The 25076-nt window shown below is 54.3% G+C and carries 20 protein-coding genes; 9 read left to right on the top strand and 11 right to left on the bottom strand.

From position 1 onward, the window contains the following. Positions 1-83: 83 nt before the first annotated feature. The gene (locus DK391_RS11910; RefSeq protein WP_162600792.1) at positions 84-773 is read right to left on the bottom strand and encodes a TetR/AcrR family transcriptional regulator; all 690 of its coding nucleotides are present in this window, start codon (positions 771-773) and stop codon (positions 84-86) included. Between the two features lie 1150 nt (positions 774-1923). Between DK391_RS11910 and pcaF the strand changes: the two genes are divergently transcribed. Further along, the gene (gene pcaF, locus DK391_RS11905; protein ID WP_109478198.1) at positions 1924-3126 is read left to right on the top strand and encodes a 3-oxoadipyl-CoA thiolase; all 1203 of its coding nucleotides are present in this window, start codon (positions 1924-1926) and stop codon (positions 3124-3126) included. Positions 3127-3349: 223 nt separating this feature from the next. Here pcaF and DK391_RS11900 read toward each other — a convergent pair whose 3' ends face one another. The 3 genes from DK391_RS11900 to DK391_RS11890 form a co-directional block, all read right to left on the bottom strand. Further along, positions 3350-4567, bottom strand: coding sequence for a hypothetical protein (locus tag DK391_RS11900; RefSeq protein ID WP_204117346.1), 1218 nt, complete (start codon positions 4565-4567; stop codon positions 3350-3352). A gap of 306 nt (positions 4568-4873) precedes the next feature. After that, positions 4874-6715 (bottom strand): acyl-CoA dehydrogenase, encoded by a 1842-nt coding sequence (locus tag DK391_RS11895; protein ID WP_109478196.1) that lies wholly within the window; start codon positions 6713-6715, stop codon positions 4874-4876. Between the two features lie 93 nt (positions 6716-6808). Further along, a complete protein-coding gene (locus DK391_RS11890; protein ID WP_109478195.1) occupies positions 6809-7582 on the bottom strand; it encodes an enoyl-CoA hydratase-related protein in 774 nt (257 codons plus the stop codon). Positions 7583-7988: 406 nt separating this feature from the next. On the opposite strand from DK391_RS11890, the gene DK391_RS11885 reads away from it, so the two are divergent. Then, positions 7989-8621: a TetR/AcrR family transcriptional regulator gene (locus DK391_RS11885; RefSeq protein WP_109478194.1), complete on the top strand. Its 633-nt coding sequence runs from the start codon at positions 7989-7991 to the stop codon at positions 8619-8621. Positions 8622-8777: 156 nt separating this feature from the next. On the opposite strand, the gene DK391_RS11880 is transcribed toward DK391_RS11885, so the two are convergent. From DK391_RS11880 to DK391_RS11870, 3 genes are all read right to left on the bottom strand, one after another. Then, the gene (locus DK391_RS11880; RefSeq protein WP_109478193.1) at positions 8778-10574 is read right to left on the bottom strand and encodes an acyl-CoA dehydrogenase family protein; all 1797 of its coding nucleotides are present in this window, start codon (positions 10572-10574) and stop codon (positions 8778-8780) included. A 200-nt stretch (positions 10575-10774) separates the two neighbouring features. Next, on the bottom strand, positions 10775-11497 hold the full coding sequence (locus DK391_RS11875) for a hypothetical protein (protein ID WP_109478192.1): 723 nt from the start codon (positions 11495-11497) through the stop codon (positions 10775-10777). Positions 11498-11651: 154 nt separating this feature from the next. After that, positions 11652-12533 carry an NmrA family NAD(P)-binding protein gene (locus tag DK391_RS11870; RefSeq protein ID WP_109478191.1) on the bottom strand — a complete coding sequence of 294 codons (882 nt, stop codon included), beginning with the start codon at positions 12531-12533 and terminating at the stop codon, positions 11652-11654. Positions 12534-13029: 496 nt separating this feature from the next. Here DK391_RS11870 and DK391_RS44270 point away from each other — a divergent pair, with 496 nt between their 5' ends. From DK391_RS44270 to DK391_RS11855, 4 genes are all read left to right on the top strand, one after another. Beyond that, the gene (locus DK391_RS44270) at positions 13030-13224 is read left to right on the top strand and encodes a hypothetical protein (RefSeq protein ID WP_162600790.1); all 195 of its coding nucleotides are present in this window, start codon (positions 13030-13032) and stop codon (positions 13222-13224) included. Positions 13225-13479: 255 nt separating this feature from the next. Further along, positions 13480-13764, top strand: coding sequence for a putative quinol monooxygenase (locus tag DK391_RS44265; protein WP_162600789.1), 285 nt, complete (start codon positions 13480-13482; stop codon positions 13762-13764). Positions 13765-13900: 136 nt separating this feature from the next. Further along, complete coding sequence (locus DK391_RS11860) at positions 13901-14683, top strand: SDR family oxidoreductase (RefSeq protein WP_109478189.1); 783 nt, start codon at positions 13901-13903, stop codon at positions 14681-14683. Positions 14684-14727: 44 nt separating this feature from the next. After that, positions 14728-15513, top strand: coding sequence for a crotonase/enoyl-CoA hydratase family protein (locus tag DK391_RS11855; RefSeq protein WP_109478188.1), 786 nt, complete (start codon positions 14728-14730; stop codon positions 15511-15513). Between the two features lie 230 nt (positions 15514-15743). On the opposite strand, the gene DK391_RS11850 is transcribed toward DK391_RS11855, so the two are convergent. After that, the gene (locus tag DK391_RS11850; RefSeq protein ID WP_109478187.1) at positions 15744-16391 is read right to left on the bottom strand and encodes an enoyl-CoA hydratase-related protein; all 648 of its coding nucleotides are present in this window, start codon (positions 16389-16391) and stop codon (positions 15744-15746) included. 533 nt (positions 16392-16924) lie between these two features. On the opposite strand from DK391_RS11850, the gene DK391_RS11845 reads away from it, so the two are divergent. From DK391_RS11845 to DK391_RS11830, 3 genes are all read left to right on the top strand, one after another. Continuing rightward, positions 16925-17812: a haloalkane dehalogenase gene (locus DK391_RS11845; protein WP_109478186.1), complete on the top strand. Its 888-nt coding sequence runs from the start codon at positions 16925-16927 to the stop codon at positions 17810-17812. A gap of 111 nt (positions 17813-17923) precedes the next feature. Further along, a complete protein-coding gene (locus DK391_RS11840; RefSeq protein WP_109478185.1) occupies positions 17924-18898 on the top strand; it encodes a nitronate monooxygenase family protein in 975 nt (324 codons plus the stop codon). A 671-nt stretch (positions 18899-19569) separates the two neighbouring features. Continuing rightward, positions 19570-20199, top strand: a complete 630-nt coding sequence (locus DK391_RS11830; RefSeq protein ID WP_109478183.1) for a TetR/AcrR family transcriptional regulator — start codon at positions 19570-19572, stop codon at positions 20197-20199. A 264-nt stretch (positions 20200-20463) separates the two neighbouring features. Here the strand turns inward: DK391_RS11830 and DK391_RS11825 are convergent, their stop codons facing one another. The 3 genes from DK391_RS11825 to DK391_RS11815 form a co-directional block, all read right to left on the bottom strand. After that, positions 20464-20928 carry a MaoC family dehydratase gene (locus tag DK391_RS11825; RefSeq protein WP_109478182.1) on the bottom strand — a complete coding sequence of 155 codons (465 nt, stop codon included), beginning with the start codon at positions 20926-20928 and terminating at the stop codon, positions 20464-20466. A gap of 192 nt (positions 20929-21120) precedes the next feature. Further along, positions 21121-22296 carry an acetyl-CoA C-acyltransferase gene (locus tag DK391_RS11820; RefSeq protein ID WP_109478181.1) on the bottom strand — a complete coding sequence of 392 codons (1176 nt, stop codon included), beginning with the start codon at positions 22294-22296 and terminating at the stop codon, positions 21121-21123. Between the two features lie 31 nt (positions 22297-22327). After that, a complete protein-coding gene (locus DK391_RS11815; RefSeq protein ID WP_109478180.1) occupies positions 22328-24436 on the bottom strand; it encodes a 3-hydroxyacyl-CoA dehydrogenase NAD-binding domain-containing protein in 2109 nt (702 codons plus the stop codon). Between the last annotated feature and the right edge of the window lie 640 nt (positions 24437-25076).

Raw genomic sequence — 25076 nt, 5'->3', positions numbered from 1 at the left:
GGCGAGAAAACCAGCTCCGCAAAAAAGCTGACGCTAGACGAGAATTTCACCTCATCCATCCGCGAAGCGGTTCTACCTAGGGGTCAATGTTGCGCTTCTCGACACCCATATCTTTTCAATGCCTGATCTATCAATCGCGATAGTCGATTCTCCGTTGGAGCCGGTGCGTGCGTCGGTGCAGATATCGCGCCGCGCCATAGCAGCAGCAGCGTATCGGTCAATGCCTCAGCATCATCGGCACCAGACGACATCGCAAGACTGACGATCAGGCTCCGAAGCTCCTTCTGGTGTTGCTCGAAGATCCGTCGTACTGGGGGCACCTGGTCGCCGAACAGAAAATCAAGCTTGAACAACCTGACGCTTGCCGACGAGTTTGTCTGAAGCCGCTGTTCGAGATCTTCGAAGAAGCTTGAAAGGCCACCTTTCGACGCGAGCAAGCTGCTCTTTTGAACTTCGTACCAGTTCGCGCGTTCATTTTCGCGGAGCCAATCGCCATATCGTTCGAACAATCCATCGCGCGATCCAAAGTTCCGGTAAATGGTCATCTTGTGGAATCCGGCCCGCTCTGCAACCTGATCGACGTTGATGTGCCCAGCGGCGCCCTCACACATGAGATCAGACGTCGCTTGCAAGATTGCCTTAATTGCGTCATCGGCTGACGTTCTGCGACGACGTTGCGAGACTTCAGTCTTCGCATTTTCAAGAGCCGTATCCGCGTGTACCCCGGGTATAGTTGTATTTTCGCAATTCATGACGATTCGTTCGTTTTCCATCTCAACTTCTTTCCGTTTATGCACCGCTGACATTACCCGCCGTCGATCTCATTTAACGAGAGGCACCGCGATTGCGACGACTTCAGTAAGAGCTTGATCGCGTGCCGCGAATACAAATCCACTTGCACAAGTTCGGCTTGTTGCGCGAAGGTATTCCGTCAATGATGGCGCAAGGAATGCGCCGATATTCACCGGCAAGTGAGTTACGCGAACGCCAGTAGTGAACGCTCAATCCGACAGGTACCAAGACGAATTGCACAAACGGCGCTCTACCTTTCCGGTCACACTACGGCGATGCGCAATCGTCAAGCAAGTTGTGACCAGACTGCTATGACAGACACATGCTTTCCATGACCGTCTGCCTGAACCTGGCCAGAAAAGCGGACGTTCGCTCGGCGTGTCCGCGAGTTTGTTCTTGAACTCGCCGTCAAACGTGCACATTCCTGAACAACTCGAACCCGTAACGTACGTGCGCAGCCTGTTGAATATGGCCTTGCGGACATTGGAGCTTCCGATTGCAACCTCGAAACAGTTCCAACACAGCCATCGAAACATCATTCGTCGTTCCATTCCTGCACTGTTACCCGCCATCACGGATGGAGCGACTGAATCGACCTCAACACCACAACATGTTGAAAGAAAGAGATTCAACAGGTCGCACATGACAACCTAACGACAGCCGAAATCCGGCAAAGCCCGGTCGGTATCAGCGGATCCTGCTCCGCATTCCGTCGCACACTTACCCGTCCCAAGCAAACGATCGCTTCGACTCGCCGTCGAAACAACTGCCCTAGAGCCATGAATCTTGATATCACGGTACCGGCTTTCTTCACCCGTGAGCCCCTGCCGATGCATCCGATAGAAACAGAGCTAACATTTAATTAGACGCCTTAGTCTAGTACGAGTAACTGCCTTCCGCAATAGATTGATCCAACCTCCGTTCGATTGCTGAAACATATAGACTATCTGGTCTACAATACGCTGCACACGCCGGGATCCATACCGCGATCACGCTTACGTTGAAGGACGGAGGCTCCAATGCATTCGAGGCGAGCGCATCGGGACTACACTGGCCGACGCCAAAAACACTCCTTCCATCAGAACACTCCGCATCGAAGCGGTACGATGCATCTTTCAGGGCTATGCAATCGTGAACGAAGCTTTTATCTGCGACGCTATCCGGACGCCAATCGGACGCTATGGCGGCCTTCTTTCACCTGTCCGTACCGATGATCTTGGTGCGATTCCAATGCGCGCGCTCATGTCGAGAAATCCCGAGGTCGACTGGGAGGCAGTGGACGACGTTATCTACGGTTGCGCAAACCAGGCCGGCGACGACAATCGCAACGTTGCTCGCATGTCACTACTACTTGCGGGCCTTCCCGAGGGGGTACCTGGCTCAACAGTGAACCGCCTGTGCGGGTCCGGAATGGATGCGATCGGCATTGCGGCACGTTCGATCCGTGCGGGTGAAAATGGTTTGATGATTGCCGGCGGCGTAGAAAGTATGAGCCGTGCGCCATTCGTCATGGGCAAAGCGGCGTCGGCCTACTCTCGCGATATGCAGTTGTTTGATACCACCATCGGCTGGAGATTTATCAATCCCCTGATGGAGGAGGAATTCGGAGTCGATACAATGCCCGAGACAGCAGAAAATGTCGCGGACGAGTACGGCGTGAAGCGCGCTGACCAGGATGCATTCGCTTTGGCAAGCCAGCAAAAAGCTCTTCGTGCTCAGCAGGATGGCACGCTCGACGAAGAGATCGTCTCTGTAACAATTCCCCAGAAAAAGGGTGACCCGGTTGTCGTATCGAAAGACGAGCATCCGCGCGAGACAAGCCTTGATGCGCTTGCAAAGCTCAAAGGAGTGGTGCGGCCAAATGGCTCAGTCACTGCTGGCAACGCTTCGGGCGTAAACGATGGCGCTGCAGCGCTGTTAATCGCGGACGAAGACAATGCAAAACGCTTTGGATTGAAGCCGCGGGCGCGAGTGCTCGGTATCGCCACCGCCGGCGTCGCTCCGCGCGTTATGGGCATCGGCCCCGTTCCGGCAACAACCAAGTTGCTTTCGCGCCTTCGTATGACCGTCGATCAATTCGATGTTATCGAACTAAACGAAGCATTTGCGGCGCAAAGCTTGGCGGTTCTACGTTCCCTCGGCATCCACGATGCCGACCCTCGTGTGAATCCGAACGGCGGCGCAATCGCACTTGGGCATCCGCTTGGCATGAGTGGTGCCCGACTGGTAACAACTGCCACCCGGCAACTGCACCGAATCGGCGGACGCTTCGCCTTGTGCACTATGTGCATCGGCGTTGGGCAAGGAATCGCCATTGCGATTGAGCGCGTTTAACCGAAAACGCACTGCATCGATCTCGGCTCTGGCTTAAACTAGCTTGTGGAGAAATGAGGGCGCTGACGTAGGCAGTGCCCTCCCCTCTTTACAACGAACTTGCGCTAAGGCTGCCCCCGAAGGTCGCGTCACGATGTGTGTCGCGGCTGTGGTCTACCGCATTACAACGTCATTACAAAGCTCCGACGAGCAGACTCGCTCCAGCTAACATGGCGAACGCAAATCAGTGAAATTTCCGCTCGTTAATGGATATATCAGTCGTGGCTGATCTGATCACGAACTGCTTGGAGAGCTTGAATCCATCGCCGCTTCGTTCTACGCTTTGAAGCGCTTGAGGCAAATAGAACGCGCCTGGCTGCTCGTTGGAAAACAATGGCACAGCCAAGATGGCAGGGAAATACTCCCCAACCATTTGAGCACCATCAATATCGGACCGCACAGCAGAGAGGAATCCGTCTCCCGGTCTATCGCTGGTTTGTGCGAAATCGATATTTCCAAACCCCTTCGCCCAATCAAGCAAAAATCGTTCACCGCACTCCGGCTCTTCCAAAGCGATACGAGCCGATTTCCAAAGTGCTCTCAAAATTTGCGCGTCTTCATCTAGACGCCTTTCTCTGAAGCGCAATCCTTTGTAAATTCCGTTAAGAATGTTGCCGGCGAAATTTGTATGCTGACGCGCGAGCGAGACGAGTCCTATCACACAATCAAACACTCCGAACGGCGTCCCAACACTGACCAGACGGTCAAGGTAGCGGTCAATCGCAACCACTCCAAATGCTGAGGCTACCGTTGCTCCCTGCAACGTACTGAGTAAGCTACGTTCTCGCGAAAGTACTAGAGACGGGGTCCAGTTTCCCCAGGGCACCTGCTCCGCCATCACTTCGAGCCATCGATTATCCGAGCCAGCGCAGGCTAGACACATGAAGGCACCCATTGAATGGACAAGAGACGCATACTCCTTTATTACGAATCGTTGTCGGATCCCGCCCGCCTTTATCTGCTTCTTGAGCGATTCCCTCTTCGAATCAAGGAGCATCCCCGCGAGCGTCACCCAAGTATACGCATTCGTAGCAAAGAGACTCTTCCAGCGCTGCAATTTCCCAATGGTCTCTCGAGGTAGATTGATTGACTCAGCGAGCATTTCACGCATCAGCGCCTGAGCATCACGCAACGAGCCCGTTTTCTGGCACGACTGCCATAACTTCTCTTTCAGAACTCCATCGTCCGCAAGATATTCTTTGTAGCGACCCGAAGCGGCAGGCCGATCAACAACCGCTTCGCACGCACCTAACTGGTTCACCAATATCGCTGGACCATTTTCTCCAAGGACAATGCTATGTTGCTTCAAACTATCTATGCCTGGCTCGATAATTCCGAGAGCGGCGGGTAACGAGGCATCCCGTTCAAACGCGAGACCAATCGCGATTCTTTCGACAATCAAGGAAGTCATCTCATCAAAGCGCCCCGCTAGATCGCCGGATGCAATTCCACCTTCCTCGCGTAGTTTATATCGCATACTGCCTTGACCGCCTTCGCATCATTGAGACATCCAGTTGTGACACCGAATGTGGAGTTCAATCAATTTAATCATTGGTCATCGCTGAACGGACAACGCTATGAGCGCACTTAGCAACGGTTGTCAACGTTGAGTAATCGGTCTTCGAGTCGAAATGAAGCGATAGTCTGCAAGCCATCCTTTAACGGATCCCCTCCGGTCCCGAAATGCTACTCTTTCCCGAATACCTGCTCAAAGCCATTCTGCCTCAGTCAAACGGCAAGTCGCAGCACGAGTTTCGACTACGCAAAGCCATGCTTCGATCTTCGGCAATTCATAGCGGTAGAAATACTCCAGAGCAGCGAGCTTTCCTTTGCAAAGGTCTTGCTCCATGCGACCCGTATCTAACTGGAAACACGCGCACAAACCTACATCAAGCCACGTCCACGCGAGCACCACGTGGCCAAAAGCCTGAAGGTAAAGGGTAGCGTTCGCGAGTGCATCGTCCGGAGATCCCGTGGCCCAGGCATTGCGCGTTGCGAAATTCAGGCGTTCCAACGCATTGCTCAGTGCTCCGACCTCCACAGCAAATTTTTCTGCACGTTTCGCTCTGTCAATTGTTTCCTGAATTTTTCTCGTGAGCAGCGCGAGGCCGGCACCTTGCTGCATCACGACCTTTCGTCCGAGCAGATCGAGGCCTTGAATTCCGTGCGTTCCTTCATGAATCATGTTCAGCCGGTTGTCTCTCCACAACTGCTCCACAGGGAAATCACGGGTGTACCCGTATCCACCTAGAATCTGTATTGCTAGATTGTTGGCTTCAAGGCACCATTCGCTCGGCCAGGCCTTCGCCACTGGAATCAGTACCTCCAGCAACAGCGCCGCTTCGCTGGAAGCCTCGGGAGTTCCTGTTCGTTGCTCGTCAATCAGCTTGGCGCAGTAAAGTCCAAGTGCAAGTGCCCCTTCGCAGTAGCTTTTCTGGGCGAGCAGCATTCGTTTTATGTCGGCGTGCTGGATGATCGGAACCTGAGGCTTGCTGCAATCCTTACCGCCCGGTCCGACCGGCCTTCCTTGCAGGCGACCTTTCGCATATTCCAGGGAAGACTCGAAACCGGCGTACCCGAGCATCGTTGACGAGACACCCACCGCGAGCCGGGCCTCATTCATCAAATGAAACATGTACCGCAACCCCTCGTGGGGGTTGCCAACAAGGTAACCAATCGCCCCGCTCTCTCCTCTAGCCGGAAACGCTCCTTCGCCAAAGTTAAGCAACGTATTTGGTGCTCCCCGATATCCAAGCTTGTGGTTCAGGCCCGCGACCACAACATCGTTTCTCTCGCCGGTAAGCTCGCCGTTTGCATGAACGAGCTTTTTAGGGACAACGAACAGCGAAATTCCTTTAGGACCTGAGATAAGCTTCCCGTCTGGACTAGGAATCTTCGCCAACACGAGATGAACAATGTTTTCGGTCAACTCGTGATCTCCGTTCGAAATCCACATCTTGTTACCGCGGAGTCGGTAACGAGGACCAAGCGGATCGTGTTCGTAATCCGTTCCATCTGGCGTTGCGCGCGTCGCAATATCAGACAGGCTCGACCCTGCCTGAGGCTCGCTCAGGCACATCGTTCCACCAAACTTCCCCGAGAACTGTGGAATCGCGAACACCTGCTGCTGCAACGGTGTACCGTGCGCAACAAGGACTCTGGCGTTACCACTTGTCAACATTGGCACGCTGCTGAGGCTAACGTTGGCTCTGGAGAAAAAGGAATTCGCCGCTATCTCAACGGTGCACGGGAGTTGCATGCCGCCGACCTCGTAGTCGTCTGACGCTGCCAGCATCCCGGAGTGAGCATACGCCTCGAAAGCCTCCGCACACCCCTCAGGCTGCCGGACCGTTACGCCATCGAGCCAAGGCTCCTGCTCATCCATCAACCGGTTACATGGCGCAAACTTATCACGCGCAATCTTTTCGCAAGTATCGAGGACTGCCGAGAACGTCTCGCGAGTGTGATCCGCGAAGCGCGAGCGCGACTGAAGGGAACCCACGTCAAGCCAATCATGAAGCAGGAAATCCAAAGTCTTCCGATAATCCATAGTTCTTTCCTGCTTCTGGGGTAGCAAAAATGTAATTGAAAGGTTAGCGTAAGAAGATGCCGTTGAGCCAACAGCCTCGACGACCTTACCGGGTCATTTGCGGAACACAGGCGGCCGTTTCTCAGTGAAAGCGCGGAAAGCCTCGCGAGCATCCTCCGATACGATTTGTGCCGAGAACTGTTCATCTTCCAACATCATCTGCGCAAGGATCGCTTCCTCCTTCCGCATCAGCTTCTTGGTAGCAACCACCGCACTCGGTGCCCGATTGGCAAGGGACTTTGCGGCCGCAAGCGCTTGCTTATGAACGTCCGCCTTACCCACAGCCTCGTTGGCAATCCCCCACGCTACCGCTGTGTTTCCGTCGATGGGAGTCGCTAGGGTGAACATCGAAAACGCCCTCGCGTGGCCAATGCGCGCAACAAGCAGGATCGTTGAAGCAGCTTCCGGCACTAATGCGAGATTTACAAAGGGCGTCTGGAGCGTTGCGTCGTTGGCAACAACAACGTAATCGCAATGCATAAGCATCGTCACACCAACTCCGACCGCGCGCCCTTGGACACCAGCAATCAAGGGCTTGGTCGCACGCCCGATACTCCGCAGAAACAGTTGACCGGGATTCAGTGCGTCACTACTCGCACCCGACTGCTCCGAGCGCTGGGCGAATGTGGAAATGTCATTACCAGCGGTAAAGTTGTCCCCGTCGCCTAACAGTACAACAACGCGGACGGCAGGATCGGTCTGCGCCGCAGTGATCTCTTCCGCCAGAAACGTGTACATCGCGTCGGTGATCGCGTTCATCTTGGAGGCCCTGTTGAGGGTCAAAACTTTCACTCCATCCTGAATCGAGACCGAGATATGTTCTGTCATGGTTTTCCTTTCATTGATGTGAGCCACTTACGGAGCGTCTTGATCTCTGTCGCTGCCAACGGCAGCGGGAAGCAGATCTGAGCAGCCCCGCAAACAGAGCTGAAGGTGTTTCCAAAACGACTGCTCTGCCCGCGCCCTTTCGGCTGCATCACACTCTGGGACAGAACCGCCATGAATCGTGATATAGACCAGATAGTCTATTAATGAACCAGGATCACTCATATGCTCGTTTGTACCTACGTCTGATGTTTCCATACATGTGGGACAACAATCGGCGTCTTAGCTGTGTGATCCCGGCCGCATTCGGACCATATGCAGACGTCCCACACACAGTGGGACAAAATTTTGCTAACATATTGACTGAACGGTCTAATTTCACTTACGACGCGCCAAGGGTCATCTCGAAATGGTTACGAAAGGCAAGTCTTCGCCACCATCGCACCGCGAAAGCCTCCTGAAGGAAGGAATGCGGATGTTTTACGCTACGGGATTTAATGGCACTAGCGTTGACGATGTGCTAGCGGCAGCTGGCGCGCCGAAGGGGTCGTTCTATCATCACTTTGGTTCGAAAGATGATTTCGCCTTCGCCGTTCTCGAGGAATACACCAAGCAGCAACTTAAGACTGTTGAGAAATGCGCCAATGCCGACCACCTGTCGGCATACCAGAAAATCGAATCGTATTTCGATACGTTGATCAATAGGATCGAGCGCTCCAGATGCAAGATGGCATGTCTCGCGGGTAAATTCTCCTCCGAACTCGCCCCCAATTCCGACGCTGTCAGCTCGGCAGTGTCTGCATCTCTGGAAACCTGGCGACTGGCAATAACTGAACTGGTGGCCGCGGGACATCAAGATGGCTCAATCCGGAAAGACATGGCGCCCGAGCAACAAGGCTTCCTGCTGCAGGCGTTAATGCAAGGGTCTCTGGTTATGGTGTTGGCCGACCGCTCGACCGACAATCTGATCACAATCCGGAATATGCTTCCGCAACTCCTCAGCGTCCCCGGAGTTGCAAAAACGCGTTCAACTCTAAATTAGAAAGACACAGCGGGACGGATGCGTCTCTCTGCTGAGCGCGAGCGAACGCCTGCCGAAGACCCGATCTTGTGCTACCAGATGGAGCCGCGCGCGTCTCGACCGTAAAAAACTGGTCGAGCTTGGTCTTGGCGGCATTCGCCTCCAGGTGTGCCTCCTCTAGGGGGCGAAAGCACGCGAGTCCATAGTGATAGAAGACGATTCCTTCGACTTAACAACAAGCGTCAAGGCCTTTGGGAATATGTGCGAGAAATAGAATCGAGCAGTCACGAGTTTGGCATCGTAGAATGGGTCCCCTGCTTTCTTACCCGAGATAATCGCTGACTTCAGCCAAAGATGGCCGAACAGGAGCAGTCCGGCCAGTTCGAGGTAGTCACAAGCCGACGCAGATGCCTGATACACGTCGCTCACGGCCGACTCGACAAGTTCAGCGGTGAGAATTCGCACCTCCTCGATCACTTCAACCAGCGGCTTCACCATCCGCGAACAACAATCGTCAGCGCCATCGCGCGGTTCTGAATTCACCAGCTCGAGTAAATCGCTCCGCAGGTTGTCGAGCAATGCAAACATCGAGCTGCCCCCGTCTCCAATCACTTTTCTTACGAGAAGATCGTTCGCCTGAACGCCGTTAGTGCCCTCATAGATTGGAAGAATTCGAGCATCGCGAAGCAACTGCTCGGCACCGGTTTCGCTTATGTATCCTGCGCCGCCGTGTATCTGAATACCACTGCTTGTTACATCGATGCCATTGTTGGAGAGGAATGCTTTCACCACGGGCGTCAACAGCGCTAGTTGACCTCTAAGGTTCGCCTGAAAATCCGGATCGTGGCTATGATGAAGTTGGTCGATCTGCAAGGCAACCCAGTATGCAAACGCCCGCCCACCCTCCACCAGCGCACGCTGCGTCAAAAGCATCCGCCGTACGTCTGGGAGTTCGATGATCGGCCCTGAGCCGTCACTGGAACGACGTCCAGGCGCCCGACTCTGAATACGCTCACGCGAGTAGTTCAAGGCACGTTGGTAAGCGACCTCGGAGATGCCCATCGCTTGAGTGCCTGTCCCCAGCCGGGCGTTGTTCATCATCACAAACATCGCCGACAAGCCGCGATTTGGTTCACCGGCCAAGAAACCCGTTGCTCGGTCGAAGTTCATCACGCATGTCGAGTTTCCGTGAATTCCCATCTTCTTCTCGATGGAACCACAGATTACAGAATTGCGGGCGCCTAATTTGCCATCAGACTCAGGAATGAATTTCGGAACGACGAAAAGAGAAATGCCACCCGTACCATTCGGCGCATCTGGCAAGCGCGCCAGGACCAGATGCACGATGTTCTCCGTGAGATCGTGTTCTCCGGAAGAGATGAAAATCTTGGTTCCCGTAATTGCGTAGGAGCCGTCTTCCTTCGGTACCGCACGAGCCTTCAGCAGCCCGAGATCCGTGCCACAGTGTGGCTCAGTCAAACACATTGTGCCCGCCCAGACACCCGTCGCGAGCGGCTTCAAATACGTTTTCCTGAGTTCAGGAGGCGCACTCGTCCGCAGGCACTCATAGGCTGCCTCAGATATCTTTGGATAAAGTGAGAAGGCACAGTTACTGGCCGCCATCATCTCAAAGACAGCAGTTCCAATCACTTGCGGTAGTCCTTGGCCTCCGTCCTCCACGTCACAGATCACTCCGTTCCATCCCCCGTCCGCGTACTTCCGATAGGCTTCTCGGAAGCCTGGAGGGGTCGAAACGGCACCCTCATTGAATGAACAGCCATGTGCATCGCCAATGCTGTTCAGAGGCGCGAGAACGTGTTCACAGAGATCCCCTGCTCCTTCGAGAATCTGGTTGATTGTGTCCCGGTCGACCGCAACCTCTGGGCAGGTTTCGCCCAGCACTTTTTCCACTTCCAGGAGTTCGTGTAGAACAAAGTGCATGTCACGCAGAGGAGGTACATAGATACCGCTCATCGGATCTCCGACTTGTTTTTCGATTGCTTCAGCGCAATTTCGAGGATGGACAACGGGTGTCCAGTCATGGCAGACCGTCGAGTGCGATCGCTCTGAGCCTAGCCTGATCGTCGTTAGCTCTTTCTTGACGATCGACCGCGACGCGTGGCAGTGACACACGACGCTCTGCTTTCACTTCCAACCTGTTGAAAACCCCGAGGTCAAGCCGGGATGATCGTCACATTTCGAAACTTGATCTCGACCTTTGGTCTGCCCGGAACGAGAGTGTCGTCCTCATTGCGAGGAAGCGCGATCCGGTGAGTGGGAACAACAATCCCATCAAACGACTTGTGTTCGGTCATCAGATGTCCAGTTGGTCCCGATTTTGTGGCGGTTGCAGAATAATCCAGCCGCGTCAACAGACGATCCTTGTTCACGTAGTAGATTTGGTCGGGACAGTGCGTGGCCAGATTTTTCGGAAACTTCAACTTCAATCTACTATCGTGGTCGGTTTCACTATCGACTGGCCCAAGCTCTTCGACTTCAACACCTTTCCAAGCGAAGAAGAACGGCGCATTGAGATAGTTCCACATCGCATAGCCGCAAAAGTATGCTAGATGCAGCGGGTCCCACTGCGACAGATAGACGTGTTCCGCATAAGCCTCGGTGGGGTTTTCACGTTCCAGAAGAGTTTCTCCATCAAACGTCTCGACCGCGACTCTCTCTGGAGTGAAAATCCCACGCTGATTTCCCATAACAAATGGGCTAATCGTGACACGTTGATCGCGAACATCAGCCGCGACCGCGACGCAGCTTAGAATATCCTTAAACCCCTTTGCTTCCCACGTCGATCCCGTTATCGATACGTCCGCGAGTACCTGCTTTACCTTTTTCCACCTATCCATACCACCGTGTGCTTCGATTACCTCGTCCAGAAGTTTCACAATGTCTCCTGTATCTCAGAATCAGAACGATGCGTATTCATTTGGTCAATTCAAGGACGGCACGTACCCCGGATTCTTATCGAGGCTTAATCAATGGTCCGCGCCGAGACCGGAAAGTCCGGTCAACGGTAGGTCGACCGGACTTCTTCCCTGATTAGACGTTGTAGACGTGACGCTTATCGGCGATGAACTCTTCAATCGTCTGTGGCGGGCGGCCGATGATACGTTCGACGACGTCGTTCATTCCTGAGAAAACGCCGTTCTGGTAGTCGACAGCCGTCTCAAGGAAATGCTGGATCATATGCTTGCTCAGCGGATAAGTTTGCAGGTGCGTGTGATACTCCTCAATTGTCGAGGGGCTGTAAACGACATCAATACCCAACGCTTTACCTACCGCCGAAGCAATCTCTGCCTGACTCAGTTCCTTGATGCCATAGAGAGGATAGGTCTTGCCGATGTGCTCTGCCGGGTTCCCGAGAATCGCAGCGAGTACCCGGCCCTGATCCGAGGCCGATAGAGGTGCGTGCCGTCCGTTGCCAAAAGGGAGTGTGATCTTGCCTTGTTTAAGAATGGTGTCTCGCACCCACGGATACGTGATCCACTCTGCCATGTAAGTAGGACGAACATGAACCGTGGGCACGCCCGACCGATCGAGAAGACGCTCGGAAAGCCAGTGATCCCGTGCAGCATTACTCGATGCTCCTTCGCGGGCCGGCATCTGCGACATGTTCAATACAACGTCCAGACCAGCGCGACGTGCGGCGTCCGCGAAGTAGACAGTAACTTGAATCAAACCGGGCTGCACCGGATAGCAGAGATAGGCGCCTTGCATTCCCGCGGTTGCACGAATTACATCATCGTGATTGAGCAGTTCTCCCACCATCACCTCTGCGCCGGCCGCTTTCAGTGCCTCGCTGCGCTCGTCTTCCCTGTGCACCATTGCCCGGACAGAGTGACCTGCTTCCCGAAGGTATTGAACCGTGCGCGAACCCGTCTTTCCGGTTGCACCAGTCACGAGAATTTTGCGTTGCTGCATTGTCTCCACTCCAGTTGAAATTTATTCACACGATTTCTGTGCGATAGATACCCGCAATCTAATCACGACGACGCACTAAGACTTCCAGTTCAATCATTTCATACGTCGAATTCACACCATGACGTATTTCATCCTCATCAACGTCATTCCTCTCCCAGCTATCTTTACGATATGCAACGACTCTCTGCATCAACCCCAAACCAATACTTGTAAATGACGCTCGGAGTTCGAGCCGTCCATGGATCGACGATGGACGTCCGACAGCACTCGTGCCAGTAGATCTGCCGTATGCGCACATCTGAACGCGTACGCAGCGCGTGCCGTATAACTACGTGATTGCGCATCCACAACAGTTTCGAGTTCCGCGTGCGCGTCAATCCGCCAAAAATCACTGCCGTCTGCCTACATCGCTGGCCTGTTTTATAGAGTAGATGGTCTAGTATGGGCAGTCAACTGAATTGGTGTCCGTATAAACCCGAAAAATTTGCAGACTCGGATGAGCAAGACCAGTTCGGTTTCTCGCAATAGCTCAATCTCACGTGGCGGTGATTCGATCGAACGATCGATGCAGGCCGATCGGTGGCGCGTGACGATGAAACCATGGGAGCACTCAAATTTCGCCGCCTCGGAGAATCCGCCGTTTGTGCTATCGAAACAGGCCGAGCGAGCAGATTTGTGCACAGCAAAATGAACGACAAGCCTTTACAACAGCGCTCTTGACTACCCCGACTAGACTAGTTAGTCTATCTAGTGTCTTGTATTGTCCCGTTCGCTTATGTTCGTGTGACGCATGAGATGGGCGGCCCGTGTGCCAAGTCTGTCGGACGGTGCGCCGCCTTATCCAAGGTTTGAAGTCGAGGCCGTATCGACAATTGGCTTCGCCCGGCCAACAGACAGGCAAAACCGAACATACATTTTGTGCGCCATGCGCGAAGGAAACCAACCAATGATCGTCGTCTTAGCAACAGTCCGTATCAAGCCCGAAACGGCAGCGCCGTTTTTGTCGACGGCACTAGAACTTGTTACCGCGACGCGCAGCGAGCCAGGTTGCATTAGCTATGAATTGCTCCGTGGTCAGACAGAGTCTACATATTCCTTTCTCGAACGGTATCGCGATGAGGACAGTGCTGCAGCGCATCGAAAGACAGAGCATTTTCGCACCCTTGGAAAGCAGCTTGGAGACTACCTGGACGGCAAGCCAGAAGTCGTCGTCCTGCAAGGCCTCGACTGAGTTTTTTCGGCAGCACCGCCGTATCGTCTCGCCACCTGCACCCGTGCATACCGCCTGCCGGCGGCATTCATCGCAGTGAGAATCTGACGTATGCGCACTTCCAACAAATGTTTTTAAAGAGACAGGAATCTATATCATGGCCAGTATCAAGGAAGCATTCAATCTCAAGGGAAAGGTCGCTCTCATCACTGGCGGCTCTCGAGGCTTGGGTCTGCAGATTGCCGAGGCGCTCGGCGAACAAGGTGCGCGACTGATCCTCTCGGCACGGAAAGCAGATGAATTGAAGCAGGCGCAAGCGCATCTGGCCGGGATGGGCATCGACGCCGAATGGATCGCGGCCGACGGTCAGAAGACAGAGGATATCGACCGCCTGGTCAAGGATGCGCTCGCACTCAACGGTCGCATTGATATTCTCGTGAACAACGCTGGTGCAACATGGGGGGCGCCGACCGAGGAACATTCGCTCGAGGCGTGGGACAAGCTCATGAACCTCAACGTACGTGCGGTGTTCTATCTCACGCAGCAGGTTGGCAAGCTGTCGATGATTCCGAATGGGTATGGCCGAGTCGTCAACATAGCTTCGATCGCTGGCCTTAAGGGGAATCCTCCTGACGGAATCGCTACCCTGGCCTATAACACAAGCAAAGGCGCCGTCGTCAGCATGACCCGAGCGCTGGCAAGCGAATGGGGAAAATACGGCATCACAGTCAATGCTCTGGCACCTGGCTACTTCCTCTCCAAGATGACCAAAGGCGTTTTCGACACTGTCGGCGTCGAAACGCTGACCAAAGACGTACCGCTCAAGCGTATCGGTGATGAAGACGATCTGAAAGGTGCGGCGCTTCTTTTCAGCAGCCCCGCCGGTAAGCACATCACCGGTCAGATTCTCGCCGTCGCCGGCGGGGTGATGGCTGTCTGATCGAGCGACTTGTAAACCCACCCAATCAATGAAGGAAGTCGACCATGAGTAACAACGAAGCCGGAAAAGTCACTATGCGCTCGGAAGGGCACATCTGTGTCATCACAGTCGAAAATGAAGCAAAGAAGAACTCGTACACGCCCGCTATGATGGATCAGCTGGCAGAGCATCTCACCGCGTACGAGGAGAACGCCGACCTTTGGGTCGCGATCCTATGTTCGGCTGGCGAACACACAACTGCCGGTCTTGATCTCCCCCGTTTCTTCGGCCCCGAGGCCGAGCCGAACCGGCGCAAACCCGGGTTGGTGGATCCCTTCGGATTGGAGCGTCGCTGCACTAAACCCGTTATCGCTGTCGTGCAGGGCATCACTTTCACCGTCGGTATCGAAATGATGCTGGCCAGCGACATAGTTGTCGCGGCAGACACGGCACGCTTCCAGCAACTGGAAGCCCGCCGCGGAATCGCCCCTTTGGGTGGAGCACATTTCCGTTATCTGAGCCGTACCGGCTGGGGAAATGCGATGTACCACCTCTTTATGTGCGAGGAATTTGATGCGGCCCGCGCACTCCAGCTGGGATTTGTGCAGGAAGTCCATCCCTTTGGTCGACATATGGAACGGGCGATGGAAATTGCCAAGATCATTTGCAAGAATGCACCCATCGGGATCCAGGCAACCAAAGTCGCTGCGCTAAAATACATTGAAGCAGCAGAAAAAACGGCTGTTGCCTCAATACCTGAGATCGAAAAGAAAGTCTTCTCAACCGAAGACTTTAAGGAAGGTATCGCGTCTTTCAAGGAACGCCGAGAAGCAAAGTTCATCGGACGTTGAACGATTACGACGCAGTTGGGACGACGTCGCGATGGGTGCGTTTCGTACCTTGTCGCGGCGAACTCACAGTCGCTGATGATAGTTGGTTTCTATTCCAGAGAAAGTTGGTTCCCCCTTCTTCTGGTTATAATTCTATCCTGTTTTCTTCATTGCGCTTACGTATCGGTCAATGCAACGTGGCCTGCAATCCATTTGCTTACGTCACTGCCATAGCTATCTCACCCCGCGAACTAACCGCGTGATATGACTCGGTTTGTGCATGCCGAGACACGCGCACCAAGATCCACTGCATCCTCCAATGCACGCCCAGGTTCTGCCACTCGATTCACCGCGCCGAGTTCGAGCATACGCACTCCGGCTACGTAATCATTGGTTAGGCACGTCTCGCGCAACATTTGTCTAGACAAAAATGCTGAGAGGAAGGTAGCTACACCACTGTCTGGCGTACTGCCCGCCCTGACATAAGAAACGGAGAATCGAGAGTCTCGAGCCACCACAACCAGGTCACATGTAAGTGCGATGGTCATCCACGCACCGGAGGCTACACCTTCAACTGCGGCTATCACGGGCTTACGGCTCTCTCGGATAGCCCGAATCACGCCGGGTAATTCGTCGATTTTTGGATTTCGCTCGCTGACAGAATTGTCACATTGGATTGCTGACTCACCGAAATCCACGCTCGAGCAGAATCGGTGTTCAGTCGCCGTGAGCACAATCGCTCCTACGTTTGGATTGCGCATTGCATTCTCAAGCGTTACGGGAAGCGTCACATGTAGCTGCGCCAAAGAGCTACGATCCAATTCATTAATTGTCAGAATCAGAACAGACCCCTGTCGGCTCTCAAGCAGAGAGAAATTCATCATCAGCGACTCATTCATGTCCACCACCCGGCACCAATTGGCAAGTCTTTAAGGAAAAAATTAATAGACTATTCAGTCTAGTGCGACCGCTCGAATTGTGCAATAGGTAGATCACAGTCGCAGCAGATACGTCCATTTCGGAATCGCGTGTACAACATCTCGTCAAACGCCGCGGCAAAAGGTTTCCAGCAATTCAGTCTGCCGTTCGACTTTCGCGACGAAGCATTCGTAGGGAAAACGCCTATACGGATTCACAATCTCCTTAACTAGACTATATAGTCTAATAGACTACTGGCTAACGCTGGTATTGGTGGCTGTTTGCATGCCGCATAACGCGTTGCTCGCACGACCAGAGAGAGCTGCGAAACAGACGCGCCTGAAGTGACCAACGGTGTAGCGTAGCTCACCATTGATCGGGGACACATCGGGAGCGATTGATTCCTCTATCGTGCATGCGTTGCCGGACTCAACAAACAGACTTGCTACCAATCGACTCAGGCGCTCGCGCTCTGGTGACCTATTGAACATTCTTTCTTCAGGAGTCTGACGCCATGCCCTTCAATACTGAACCGTTCGCGGCGAAGAAATTCAAGACCATCCTCGGGCGAAAAATGGCCTACATCGACGAGGGCGAAGGCGATGCGATTGTCTTTCAGCATGGCAACCCTACATCGTCATACCTGTGGCGTAACGTCATGCCTCACTGTCGCGGACTGGGACGGCTGATTGCGTGCGACCTGATCGGTATGGGCGATTCGGAGAAGTTGCCGAATTCCGGTCCAGATCGGTACAGTTTCGCCGAGCAGCGCGAACACCTCTCTGCACTGCTTGATTCGCTTGACCTCGGAAACCGTGTCATCCTCGTCATTCATGACTGGGGCTCCGCACTCGGTTTCGACTGGGCAAACCATCATCGGGACCGAGTGAGTGGGATCGCATATATGGAGGGAATCGTCAAGCCTCTCACCTGGGACGACTGGCCTGAGGCCGGCCGGAAAATCTTCCAGGGCTTCCGTTCGCCACGCGGTGAAGAGCTGATCATCAAACAGAACTCGTTCATTGAACGGGTTCTTCCTTCATCCATCATTCGACCACTCGTGGAAGCAGAGATGAACGCCTATCGCGCGCCCTTCGCAAATGAAGGTGAAGACCGTCGCCCCACCCTGAGCTGGCCTCGCCAGCTTCCGATCGAGCAAGAGCCCAAAGATGTGGTCGACGCTGTCACGTCGTACGGAAAATGGCTTTCTGAGAGCGACGTACCCAAGCTCTTTGTCAATGCAGAACCGGGATCCATTCTTGTCGGTGAGGCGCGAGAATTCTGCCGTAAGTGGCCGAACCAGCGTGAAGTCACGGTTAGCGGTCTTCACTTCATCCAGGAGGACAGCCCTGACGAGATTGGCGAAGCCGTAGCCGGCTTCGTTCGGGAAATCAGAGGCTGATTCCTCGAACGAGGATGGGAGGTCAAAAGTACCTCCCGCTCACATCAGCGCAATCGATTTCAGTATGGCATGCCCGTTAGTTTATTTTGACGAACAGGAAGGCAATAAATTGTGAAAACCCAGATCACCGAATTATTTGGCATCGAGCATCCCATCATCCAGGGCGGAATGCATTACGTGGGCTTCGCAGAGCTGGCCGCCGCAGTGTCGAATGCAGGTGGTCTGGGAATCATCACCGGACTGACGCAACCCACGGCCGAAAAGCTCGCACACGAAATCGCCCGATGTAAAGACATGACCGACAAGCCTTTCGGCGTCAACCTGACGTTTTTGCCGGCGGTAACTCAACCGGACTATCCTGGCTACGTGCGCGCGATTATTGAAGGCGGCGTAAAAATCGTGGAAACCGCAGGCAACAACCCGTTGCCGTGGCTAACGTCTCTCAAGGAAGCAGGCGTCAAAGTAATTCATAAGTGCACCTCGGTGAGGCATGCGCTGAAGGCAGAGTCGATTGGATGCGATGCTGTAAGTGTCGATGGTTTCGAATGCGGTGGACATCCGGGAGAAGATGACATCCCTAATTTCATTCTCCTGCCTCTGGCGGCCGAGGCACTCAAAATTCCATTCGTCGCCTCTGGGGGTATGGCGGACGGTCGGTCGCTTGTCGCAGCACTCGCAATGGGAGCCTCTGGGATCAACATGGGCACACGCTTCATCGCGACGCAAGAGGCGCCTGTTCACCAGAACGTCAAAGATGCCATTCTCCGCGCAAGCGAACGGGATACCCGTCTTGTAATGCGCCCGTTGCGAAACACTGAGCGTGTCCTTTCCAACGCCGGTGTAGAGCGCCTTCTGGAGAAAGAGCGGACCATCGGAGCCGAGATCACGTTCGATGACATCCGTGATGAAGTAGCGGGAGTGTATCCAAAAGTAATGCTGCAGGGGGACATGGACGCCGGCGCGTGGAGTTGCGGCCTCGTCGCGGGTCTGATTCACGACGTCCCCACCGTCAAAGAGCTCGTCGATCGCGTGATGAAAGAAGCGAATACCCTCATCAGAGACCGTCTGGCAACTATGGCAGCGTAGCGCGAAACGTAACGTCGATCCGGCGCGACCATTCGCGCTGGAGAAGTTTGCCACTGATACTTAAGATGCGAATAAGCTGCGGTCTGAAATCAGGCCGATGAAGGCCCGTCAAGCGACGCCAAGATGCCATCTAATGGCGCATCTTCGCCACTGGCCATCTCAGTCGGCGCACCAGACCGCAGCCAGCATCCGAAACATCCCTACACGCAATCCTTCTACAGGTCGCTCCCGACCTTGCGCAGAAGGCTGTCGACCGCTTCCAAGACCGTGCGTCTACACTGGAATTTCGGGCGGTCCATGACTGAAGTCCACGCATCTTCTTGATTAACAAGCGTGGCACCGACTCGCGTCTGTCGCCAACCTCTCCGGAAAGACGAAACCTCCTTATAACGGGCACTGGCTGCGTAGATTCGCCTCAAGCGTCCAGCGTTCTGCATCGGATCCATCGTGTATGTCGCCGATAACTGCAGCGTGGAGCCGGAATTTCCCCACCCGGACCATGACCCGACGTCTCCGAATGCCATCTCGATCGTATCTTGATTTGAGTTCCCCTCAGCTTATTGATGCAAGAAAAACAACAAAGAGTTGTCATTTGCGCACTCGATTCAAAATTGAGTTAAACTGGACCATATAGTCTATTCGTTCGAGGAATCGAACCCGGTTAATCACCTATGAGCAAAGCCGCAATCTCAATACCGCTCTCCCATCGAGATCGTATGCTAAAAGAGGGGATGCGTATTTTCTACGCGACCGGATTCCACGGAACCAGTGTTGACATGGTCCTCACGGCAGCAGGCGCTCCGAAGGGGTCGTTTTATCATCACTTTGGTTCCAAAGATGAGTTCGCACTTGCAATCATTGACCGTTACTCGAGTCAACAGCTGGGCGACATCCAAAAGTATGCAAGCCGCGATGATCTAAACGGCTATCAACAGATCGCCGGTTACTTTGAGTTCCTTTTCACGCGCATTGTTCGAGCACGGTACAAGGTCGCATGTCTTGCCGGTAAGTTTTCGTCCGAGCTTGGACCGCTATCCGACTCGTTCAGTACCGCGCTATCCGCTACGTTCGCGGAATGGAGGAGTGCGATAATCGAGCTGGTCGCGAATGGGCAGGATGACGGTTCGATACGTACCGATATCTCTTGCGAGAAGCAGGCATTCCTGCTGCAATCGCTGATGCAGGGCTCACTGGTCATGGCGCTAGCTGACCGTTCGGACGAAGGTCTGTCCACGATAGTAGGTATGCTACCAGCGCTCCTCGGTCCGCCCTCGATGGATTCAACCCTGCAAAAGTCCTGACGCTAGGGCATAGAAACAAAGTCGTTCAATGTACCCATCGACCGAGACTATCGCTCAGATCTCAGGTGGCTCTCTGCACTGAATCATCATTCAAACCCGGCCACTCGACTGCTGATGTACACAAATCGAACCTGTTCGTAAACGTACGACCAGTCAGTACCTAAGCCAGCAGTATCACGCAACAACACAACGCGGAATTGAGGCGCAAAACGGTCGTGCGGCCGGATGGGAGGATTTTCGCGCTACGGATATTTGTTGTTAACGTCAGACGGTGGTACCGACGAAAAAGCGACCAAGCGATTCGCAAAAGCACACTGGCTTTTCACGTCCTTCAATTTCCATTGTGACCTCAAAGGTCAATTGAGCTCCGCCTGTCAACTCTTGATATTCCTGCAGCTTGAAGGATCCGCGAACCTTTGAATTTACAGGTACCGGAGACGGGAAACGTACTCGATTGAGACCATAGTTGACCGCGGTCGCTATACCCTCGATCTTGAACGCAGATTCCATCATTGCCGGAACAAGAGATACGGTGAGAAAGCCGTGCGCAATCGTGGTCCCGAACGGCCCTTGTTTCGCGCGCTCGACGTCCAGATGAATCCATTGATGATCGCCCGTGGCATCCGCAAACTGCTGGATTCGCTCCTGGTCGACAAGCGTCCACTCGCTGACACCGATGACTGTCCCTACGAGCGACTTCAGCTCGCCAAGCGAAGAATAGCTATTCATGTCCGTAGATTGAAGTTAACAGCATACTCACCAGATCCGCTGTTTATGGTTATCGGCAAGTACAAGGCGACGATAGTTTGATGCATTGGAGCTGAGCGCCGTAACGTGAGCCTTACGGCGCTCTCTTCATGGTTCGATCTGATAGCCGGTCGCTATCCAGACGACACGAAGCGGGTTACCCAAATCTTTATCTTAGAGAATTTCAAAGACCCCAGCTGCACCCATCCCACCCCCAACGCACATAGTTACGACGACGCGTTTCGCCCCGCGACGCTTACCTTCGATCAAGGCATGCCCTGCAAGACGTTGCCCGCTTACACCATACGGATGCCCAACGGCGATTGCGCCGCCATCGACATTAAGCCGGTCAGCAGGGATGCCCAGTCGGTCTCGACAGTAAAGCACTTGCACCGCAAACGCCTCATTAAGCTCCCACAGGTCAATGTCATCAACAGACAAACCCAGACGTTTGAGAACCTTCGGCACCGCGAACACCGGACCGATGCCCATCTCAGCGGGCTCACAACCTGCAACAGCGAACCCCAAGAAGCGACCGAGCGGCTCAAGGCCATGACTGCTCGCGTACGATTCAGAAGTTACCACGCACGCGCCGGCGCCATCCGAAAACTGGCTGGCGTTGCCCGCACTGACCAAACCCCCAGGAAGAGCCGAACGGATACCGGCAATGCCTTCTTTTGTGGTCCCTTCACGCAAACCCTCATCCTGCGAACTCGTGACGACCTTGGTACGGAAGCCAAGCTTAGGGTCGGCAACGCCCATTCGGACAGTGATGGGGGCAATCTCCGCCTCAAAACGTCCAGCAGCCTGCGCAGCGCACGCTCTTTGCTGACTTGCTGCGCCATATTCGTCCATTGCATCACGACTGATGCCATAGCGACGCGCAACTTCCTCCGCTGTCTGGAGCATCGACCAGTAGATCTCAGGCTTCATCTTAGCCAAGTCCGGATCCATCAGCATGTGACTGTTCGACTCATTCTGAACGCACGAAATGCTCTCGACCCCTCCAGCGACATAGACGTCACCTTCGCCTGCCACAATTCTTTGTGATGCAAGAGCAATCGACTGCAAACCCGATGAGCAGAAGCGATTGACTGTCATCCCTGCAACCGATACCGGGAGGCCCGCCTTCAGCGCAACCTGTCGTGCAACGTTGAAACCCGTGGTGCCTTCGGGAGCGGAGCATCCCATCAGGACGTCTTCTACGTCCTCACCGGGAACACCTGCTCGCTTCAGTGCCTCTGAAACGACATGGCCACCGAGTGTTGCACCGTGAGTCATGTTAAATGCGCCCTTCCAGCTTTTGGTCAGAGGCGTTCTTGCCGTGGATACGATGACTGCGTTTGTCATGAGTAGTTCTCGACGTTGTCTGCGTTAAGGATTAAACGAGTTGGCGACGTTCGCCGATGAGCCGCTCAATCAGCGGCGAAGGCGTCCAGAATTCACGGTCAACGCGAACGCTGTTTTGCAGTGCCTTCATGGTTTGCGCTACCTGATAAAGTCCCCGTTCGTTCGCATACTGCATCGGGCCACCGCGCCACGCCGGGAATCCATAGCCGGTGAGGTAAACCACATCAATGTCTCCAGAGCGAGATGCAATACCCTCTTCAAGAATCTTGGCGCCTTCGTTAACCAAAGCCAGTATCAGTCGGTCAACGATCTCCTGATTGGTTACTTTACGCGGCGTGATACCGTGCTTTTCACGGTGCTCTTTGAGCATTTTTTCGACAGCAGGGCTCGCAACGGGAGCGCGTTTTCCGGGAACGTAGTCGTACCAACCCGCGTCGACCTTCTGACCATATCGTCCCGCCTCGTACAGAAGATCCGGGAATTTGCTATAGACCAGTTCTGGACGCTCAACCGCCCGACGCTGACGAATCGCAAAGCCGATATCATTGCCCGCCATGTCACTCATTGCGAACGGGCCCATTGCCATCCCGAACTCGACCAACGCGCGATCGACCTGCTGAGGAGTTGCACCCTCCTCCACAAGGAAATACGCCTGACGGATATACTCTTCGACCATCCGGTTTCCGATGAAGCCGTCGCACACACCCGAGACCACAGCCGCCTTGCGAATACGTCGCGAGAACGCCATTACTGTCGCAAGCACTTCAGCGCTGGTTTCCGCTCCGCGGACCACCTCGAGCAGTCGCATCACATTTGCCGGGCTGAAGAAATGCATACCAACAACGTCTTCGGGTCGCTTCGTAAATCCCGCGATCTGATCGAGGTTCATCGTTGACGTATTGCTGGCGAGAATCGCCCCCTTATGCATCACTTCGTCAAGTTTCTCGAAAACTGCCTGCTTGACCGACATCTCTTCAAAAACTGCTTCGATGACGAGGTCACATTCTGCAAGGTCTTTGTAGTCGAGCGTCGTCTTCAGCGCTCCGAGGCGCTTCTCTATAGACGCTGCATCAATCCGCTTCTTCTTCAACTGTCCATCATAGTGCGAGCGGAGTGACTCGACTGCGCGCTCCACTTGGGCAGCCGCCGTCTCGAGAAGAGTCACAGGCAAGCCAGCGTCGAGCAAGCAGATGGCGATGCCGCGCCCCATCGTGCCGCCGCCAATGACCGCAACCGAGCGGATGTCTCGGGTCGCAGTGCCGTCGGGAACCCCAGGAATCTTCGAGGCTGCACGTTCGGCCAGAAACGCATGGCGTAGCGCTCGGCCTTCTGGAGATTCGACCAGATGCATGAACAGTTCCCGCTCGCGCGCAAGCCCCTTATCGATGGGAGTCGTTGAAGACGCTTCGACTGCCTCGATACACGCCTTCGGAGCCGGCAGTTTTTGAACCGACGCGGGCAGCATGTTGCGAACGAATTGGAAGTAGCCGGCGCCCTTTTCATGCGAGCTCTGACGGTCACGGAGCAGCGGGTGTCCGCCTGGCGCTACGCGCTTGGCTACAGTCCTGGCAAATGCAAGCGCCTCTGCCTCGAGGGACTCTTTCGATTCCGCAACCACATCGATAAGCGCTTGTTCTGGAATCGCAGCGAGGGTTTGACTCTTGACGCTCTTGCCGTCCAGGATCATATTCAGCGCGTTTTCAACGCCAATCGCGCGTGGCATCCGCTGCGTGCCGCCCGCTCCAGGCAGCAAACCAAGATTGATCTCGGGGAAGGCCATCGCACAATCGGGCGCTACCACACGATAGTTGCAGCCGAGGGCTAACTCAAGCCCGCCGCCCATGCAAACCGAGTGGATCGCAGCAACCACCGGTTTGCCGGACTTTTCCAGATTCTCAATGACGGTCCAGAGATTCGGTTCGGTAACGGCGTCCGGTGTGCCAAATTCTCGAATATCCGCACCACCGCTGAATCCGCGGGCATTACCCTGCAAGACAATTGCGCTAACGGCAGGATCAGCGCTGGCCTTCATTAAGCCCTCGACAACTCCCTGTCGGACCGATAGAGATAGCCCATTTACCGGCGGGTTATCCATGGAAATAATGGCAACGTCGTTGTCCACTCGATAAGTTGCGGTCATACGCTTCTAGGCTCCTAAAATTACACAACTAGACTATATGGTCTAGTTTAATTGGTCAAGAACGAAACCAGAACCTCTTAAATTATCCGGGTTAACCCAATACGGTGAACCGTCAACCCTGTTTACTGCGGCCTAACAGGGGCGGTCGTGCTGGATTCGTTGGAGCGAAGTGTCCCGGCACCGGCAGTCTGAAAAGCCTTGCACTGTCGAGCGGAAATGCATTTGGTCTTCAACAAATCAATCTCTCAACACCGCGGACCGCGTCGCCTGTTTCAGTACGAGGTGATGTTCCAGGCCATTTCTCCTGCGTCGCAACATCTGAGGCGATGCACATGAGATTGTGAGCGGCATCCGATTAGACTATTCAGTCTAGCAATGTCTGACTCAACTATGCAATAGGGGAAAGTAACCTGTTTTGCGCTCGCGCGGTTACGTCTAGACTGCTTGGTCCATACATCTAGTGCGGCGCCCTTTAGTGTGCGAACACTTATCGCGTTTGATAGCTCACCCAATCGCAACCTTGCAGCGCAACAAACTCGCGGTACCCACCCGTCGTTCCGCTATAACGCAAAGCCAGCCGCTGAAAGGTGCGTGTTTTCTCCCGCGGAGCAAATTCGTTTTACCAATGGAAACGATGAGA

Source organism: Paraburkholderia sp. C35 (genome assembly GCF_003121405.1).
GTDB lineage: Bacteria > Pseudomonadota > Gammaproteobacteria > Burkholderiales > Burkholderiaceae > Paraburkholderia.
The sequence above is the reverse complement of the archived record's forward strand: the minus strand, read 5'-3'. Positions and strand labels throughout refer to the sequence as shown.

What these genes read in the sequence shown, in the direction of transcription:
- DK391_RS11885 (WP_109478194.1), top strand. Translation starts at nt 7,989, where the DNA reads ATGGTTACGAAAGGCAAGTCTTCGCCACCATCGCACCGCGAAAGCCTC.
- DK391_RS11850 (WP_109478187.1), bottom strand. Translation starts at nt 16,391, where the DNA reads ATGAATGAGTCGCTGATGATGAATTTCTCTCTGCTTGAGAGCCGACAG.
- DK391_RS44265 (WP_162600789.1), top strand. Translation starts at nt 13,480, where the DNA reads ATGATCGTCGTCTTAGCAACAGTCCGTATCAAGCCCGAAACGGCAGCG.
- DK391_RS11895 (WP_109478196.1), bottom strand. Translation starts at nt 6,715, where the DNA reads ATGGATTATCGGAAGACTTTGGATTTCCTGCTTCATGATTGGCTTGAC.
- DK391_RS11880 (WP_109478193.1), bottom strand. Translation starts at nt 10,574, where the DNA reads ATGAGCGGTATCTATGTACCTCCTCTGCGTGACATGCACTTTGTTCTA.
- DK391_RS11830 (WP_109478183.1), top strand. Translation starts at nt 19,570, where the DNA reads ATGAGCAAAGCCGCAATCTCAATACCGCTCTCCCATCGAGATCGTATG.
- DK391_RS11860 (WP_109478189.1), top strand. Translation starts at nt 13,901, where the DNA reads ATGGCCAGTATCAAGGAAGCATTCAATCTCAAGGGAAAGGTCGCTCTC.
- DK391_RS11910 (WP_162600792.1), bottom strand. Translation starts at nt 773, where the DNA reads ATGGAAAACGAACGAATCGTCATGAATTGCGAAAATACAACTATACCC.
- DK391_RS11815 (WP_109478180.1), bottom strand. Translation starts at nt 24,436, where the DNA reads ATGACCGCAACTTATCGAGTGGACAACGACGTTGCCATTATTTCCATG.
- DK391_RS11870 (WP_109478191.1), bottom strand. Translation starts at nt 12,533, where the DNA reads ATGCAGCAACGCAAAATTCTCGTGACTGGTGCAACCGGAAAGACGGGT.
- DK391_RS11845 (WP_109478186.1), top strand. Translation starts at nt 16,925, where the DNA reads ATGCCCTTCAATACTGAACCGTTCGCGGCGAAGAAATTCAAGACCATC.
- DK391_RS11825 (WP_109478182.1), bottom strand. Translation starts at nt 20,928, where the DNA reads ATGAATAGCTATTCTTCGCTTGGCGAGCTGAAGTCGCTCGTAGGGACA.
- DK391_RS11820 (WP_109478181.1), bottom strand. Translation starts at nt 22,296, where the DNA reads ATGACAAACGCAGTCATCGTATCCACGGCAAGAACGCCTCTGACCAAA.
- DK391_RS44270 (WP_162600790.1), top strand. Translation starts at nt 13,030, where the DNA reads ATGAGCAAGACCAGTTCGGTTTCTCGCAATAGCTCAATCTCACGTGGC.
- DK391_RS11855 (WP_109478188.1), top strand. Translation starts at nt 14,728, where the DNA reads ATGAGTAACAACGAAGCCGGAAAAGTCACTATGCGCTCGGAAGGGCAC.
- DK391_RS11890 (WP_109478195.1), bottom strand. Translation starts at nt 7,582, where the DNA reads ATGACAGAACATATCTCGGTCTCGATTCAGGATGGAGTGAAAGTTTTG.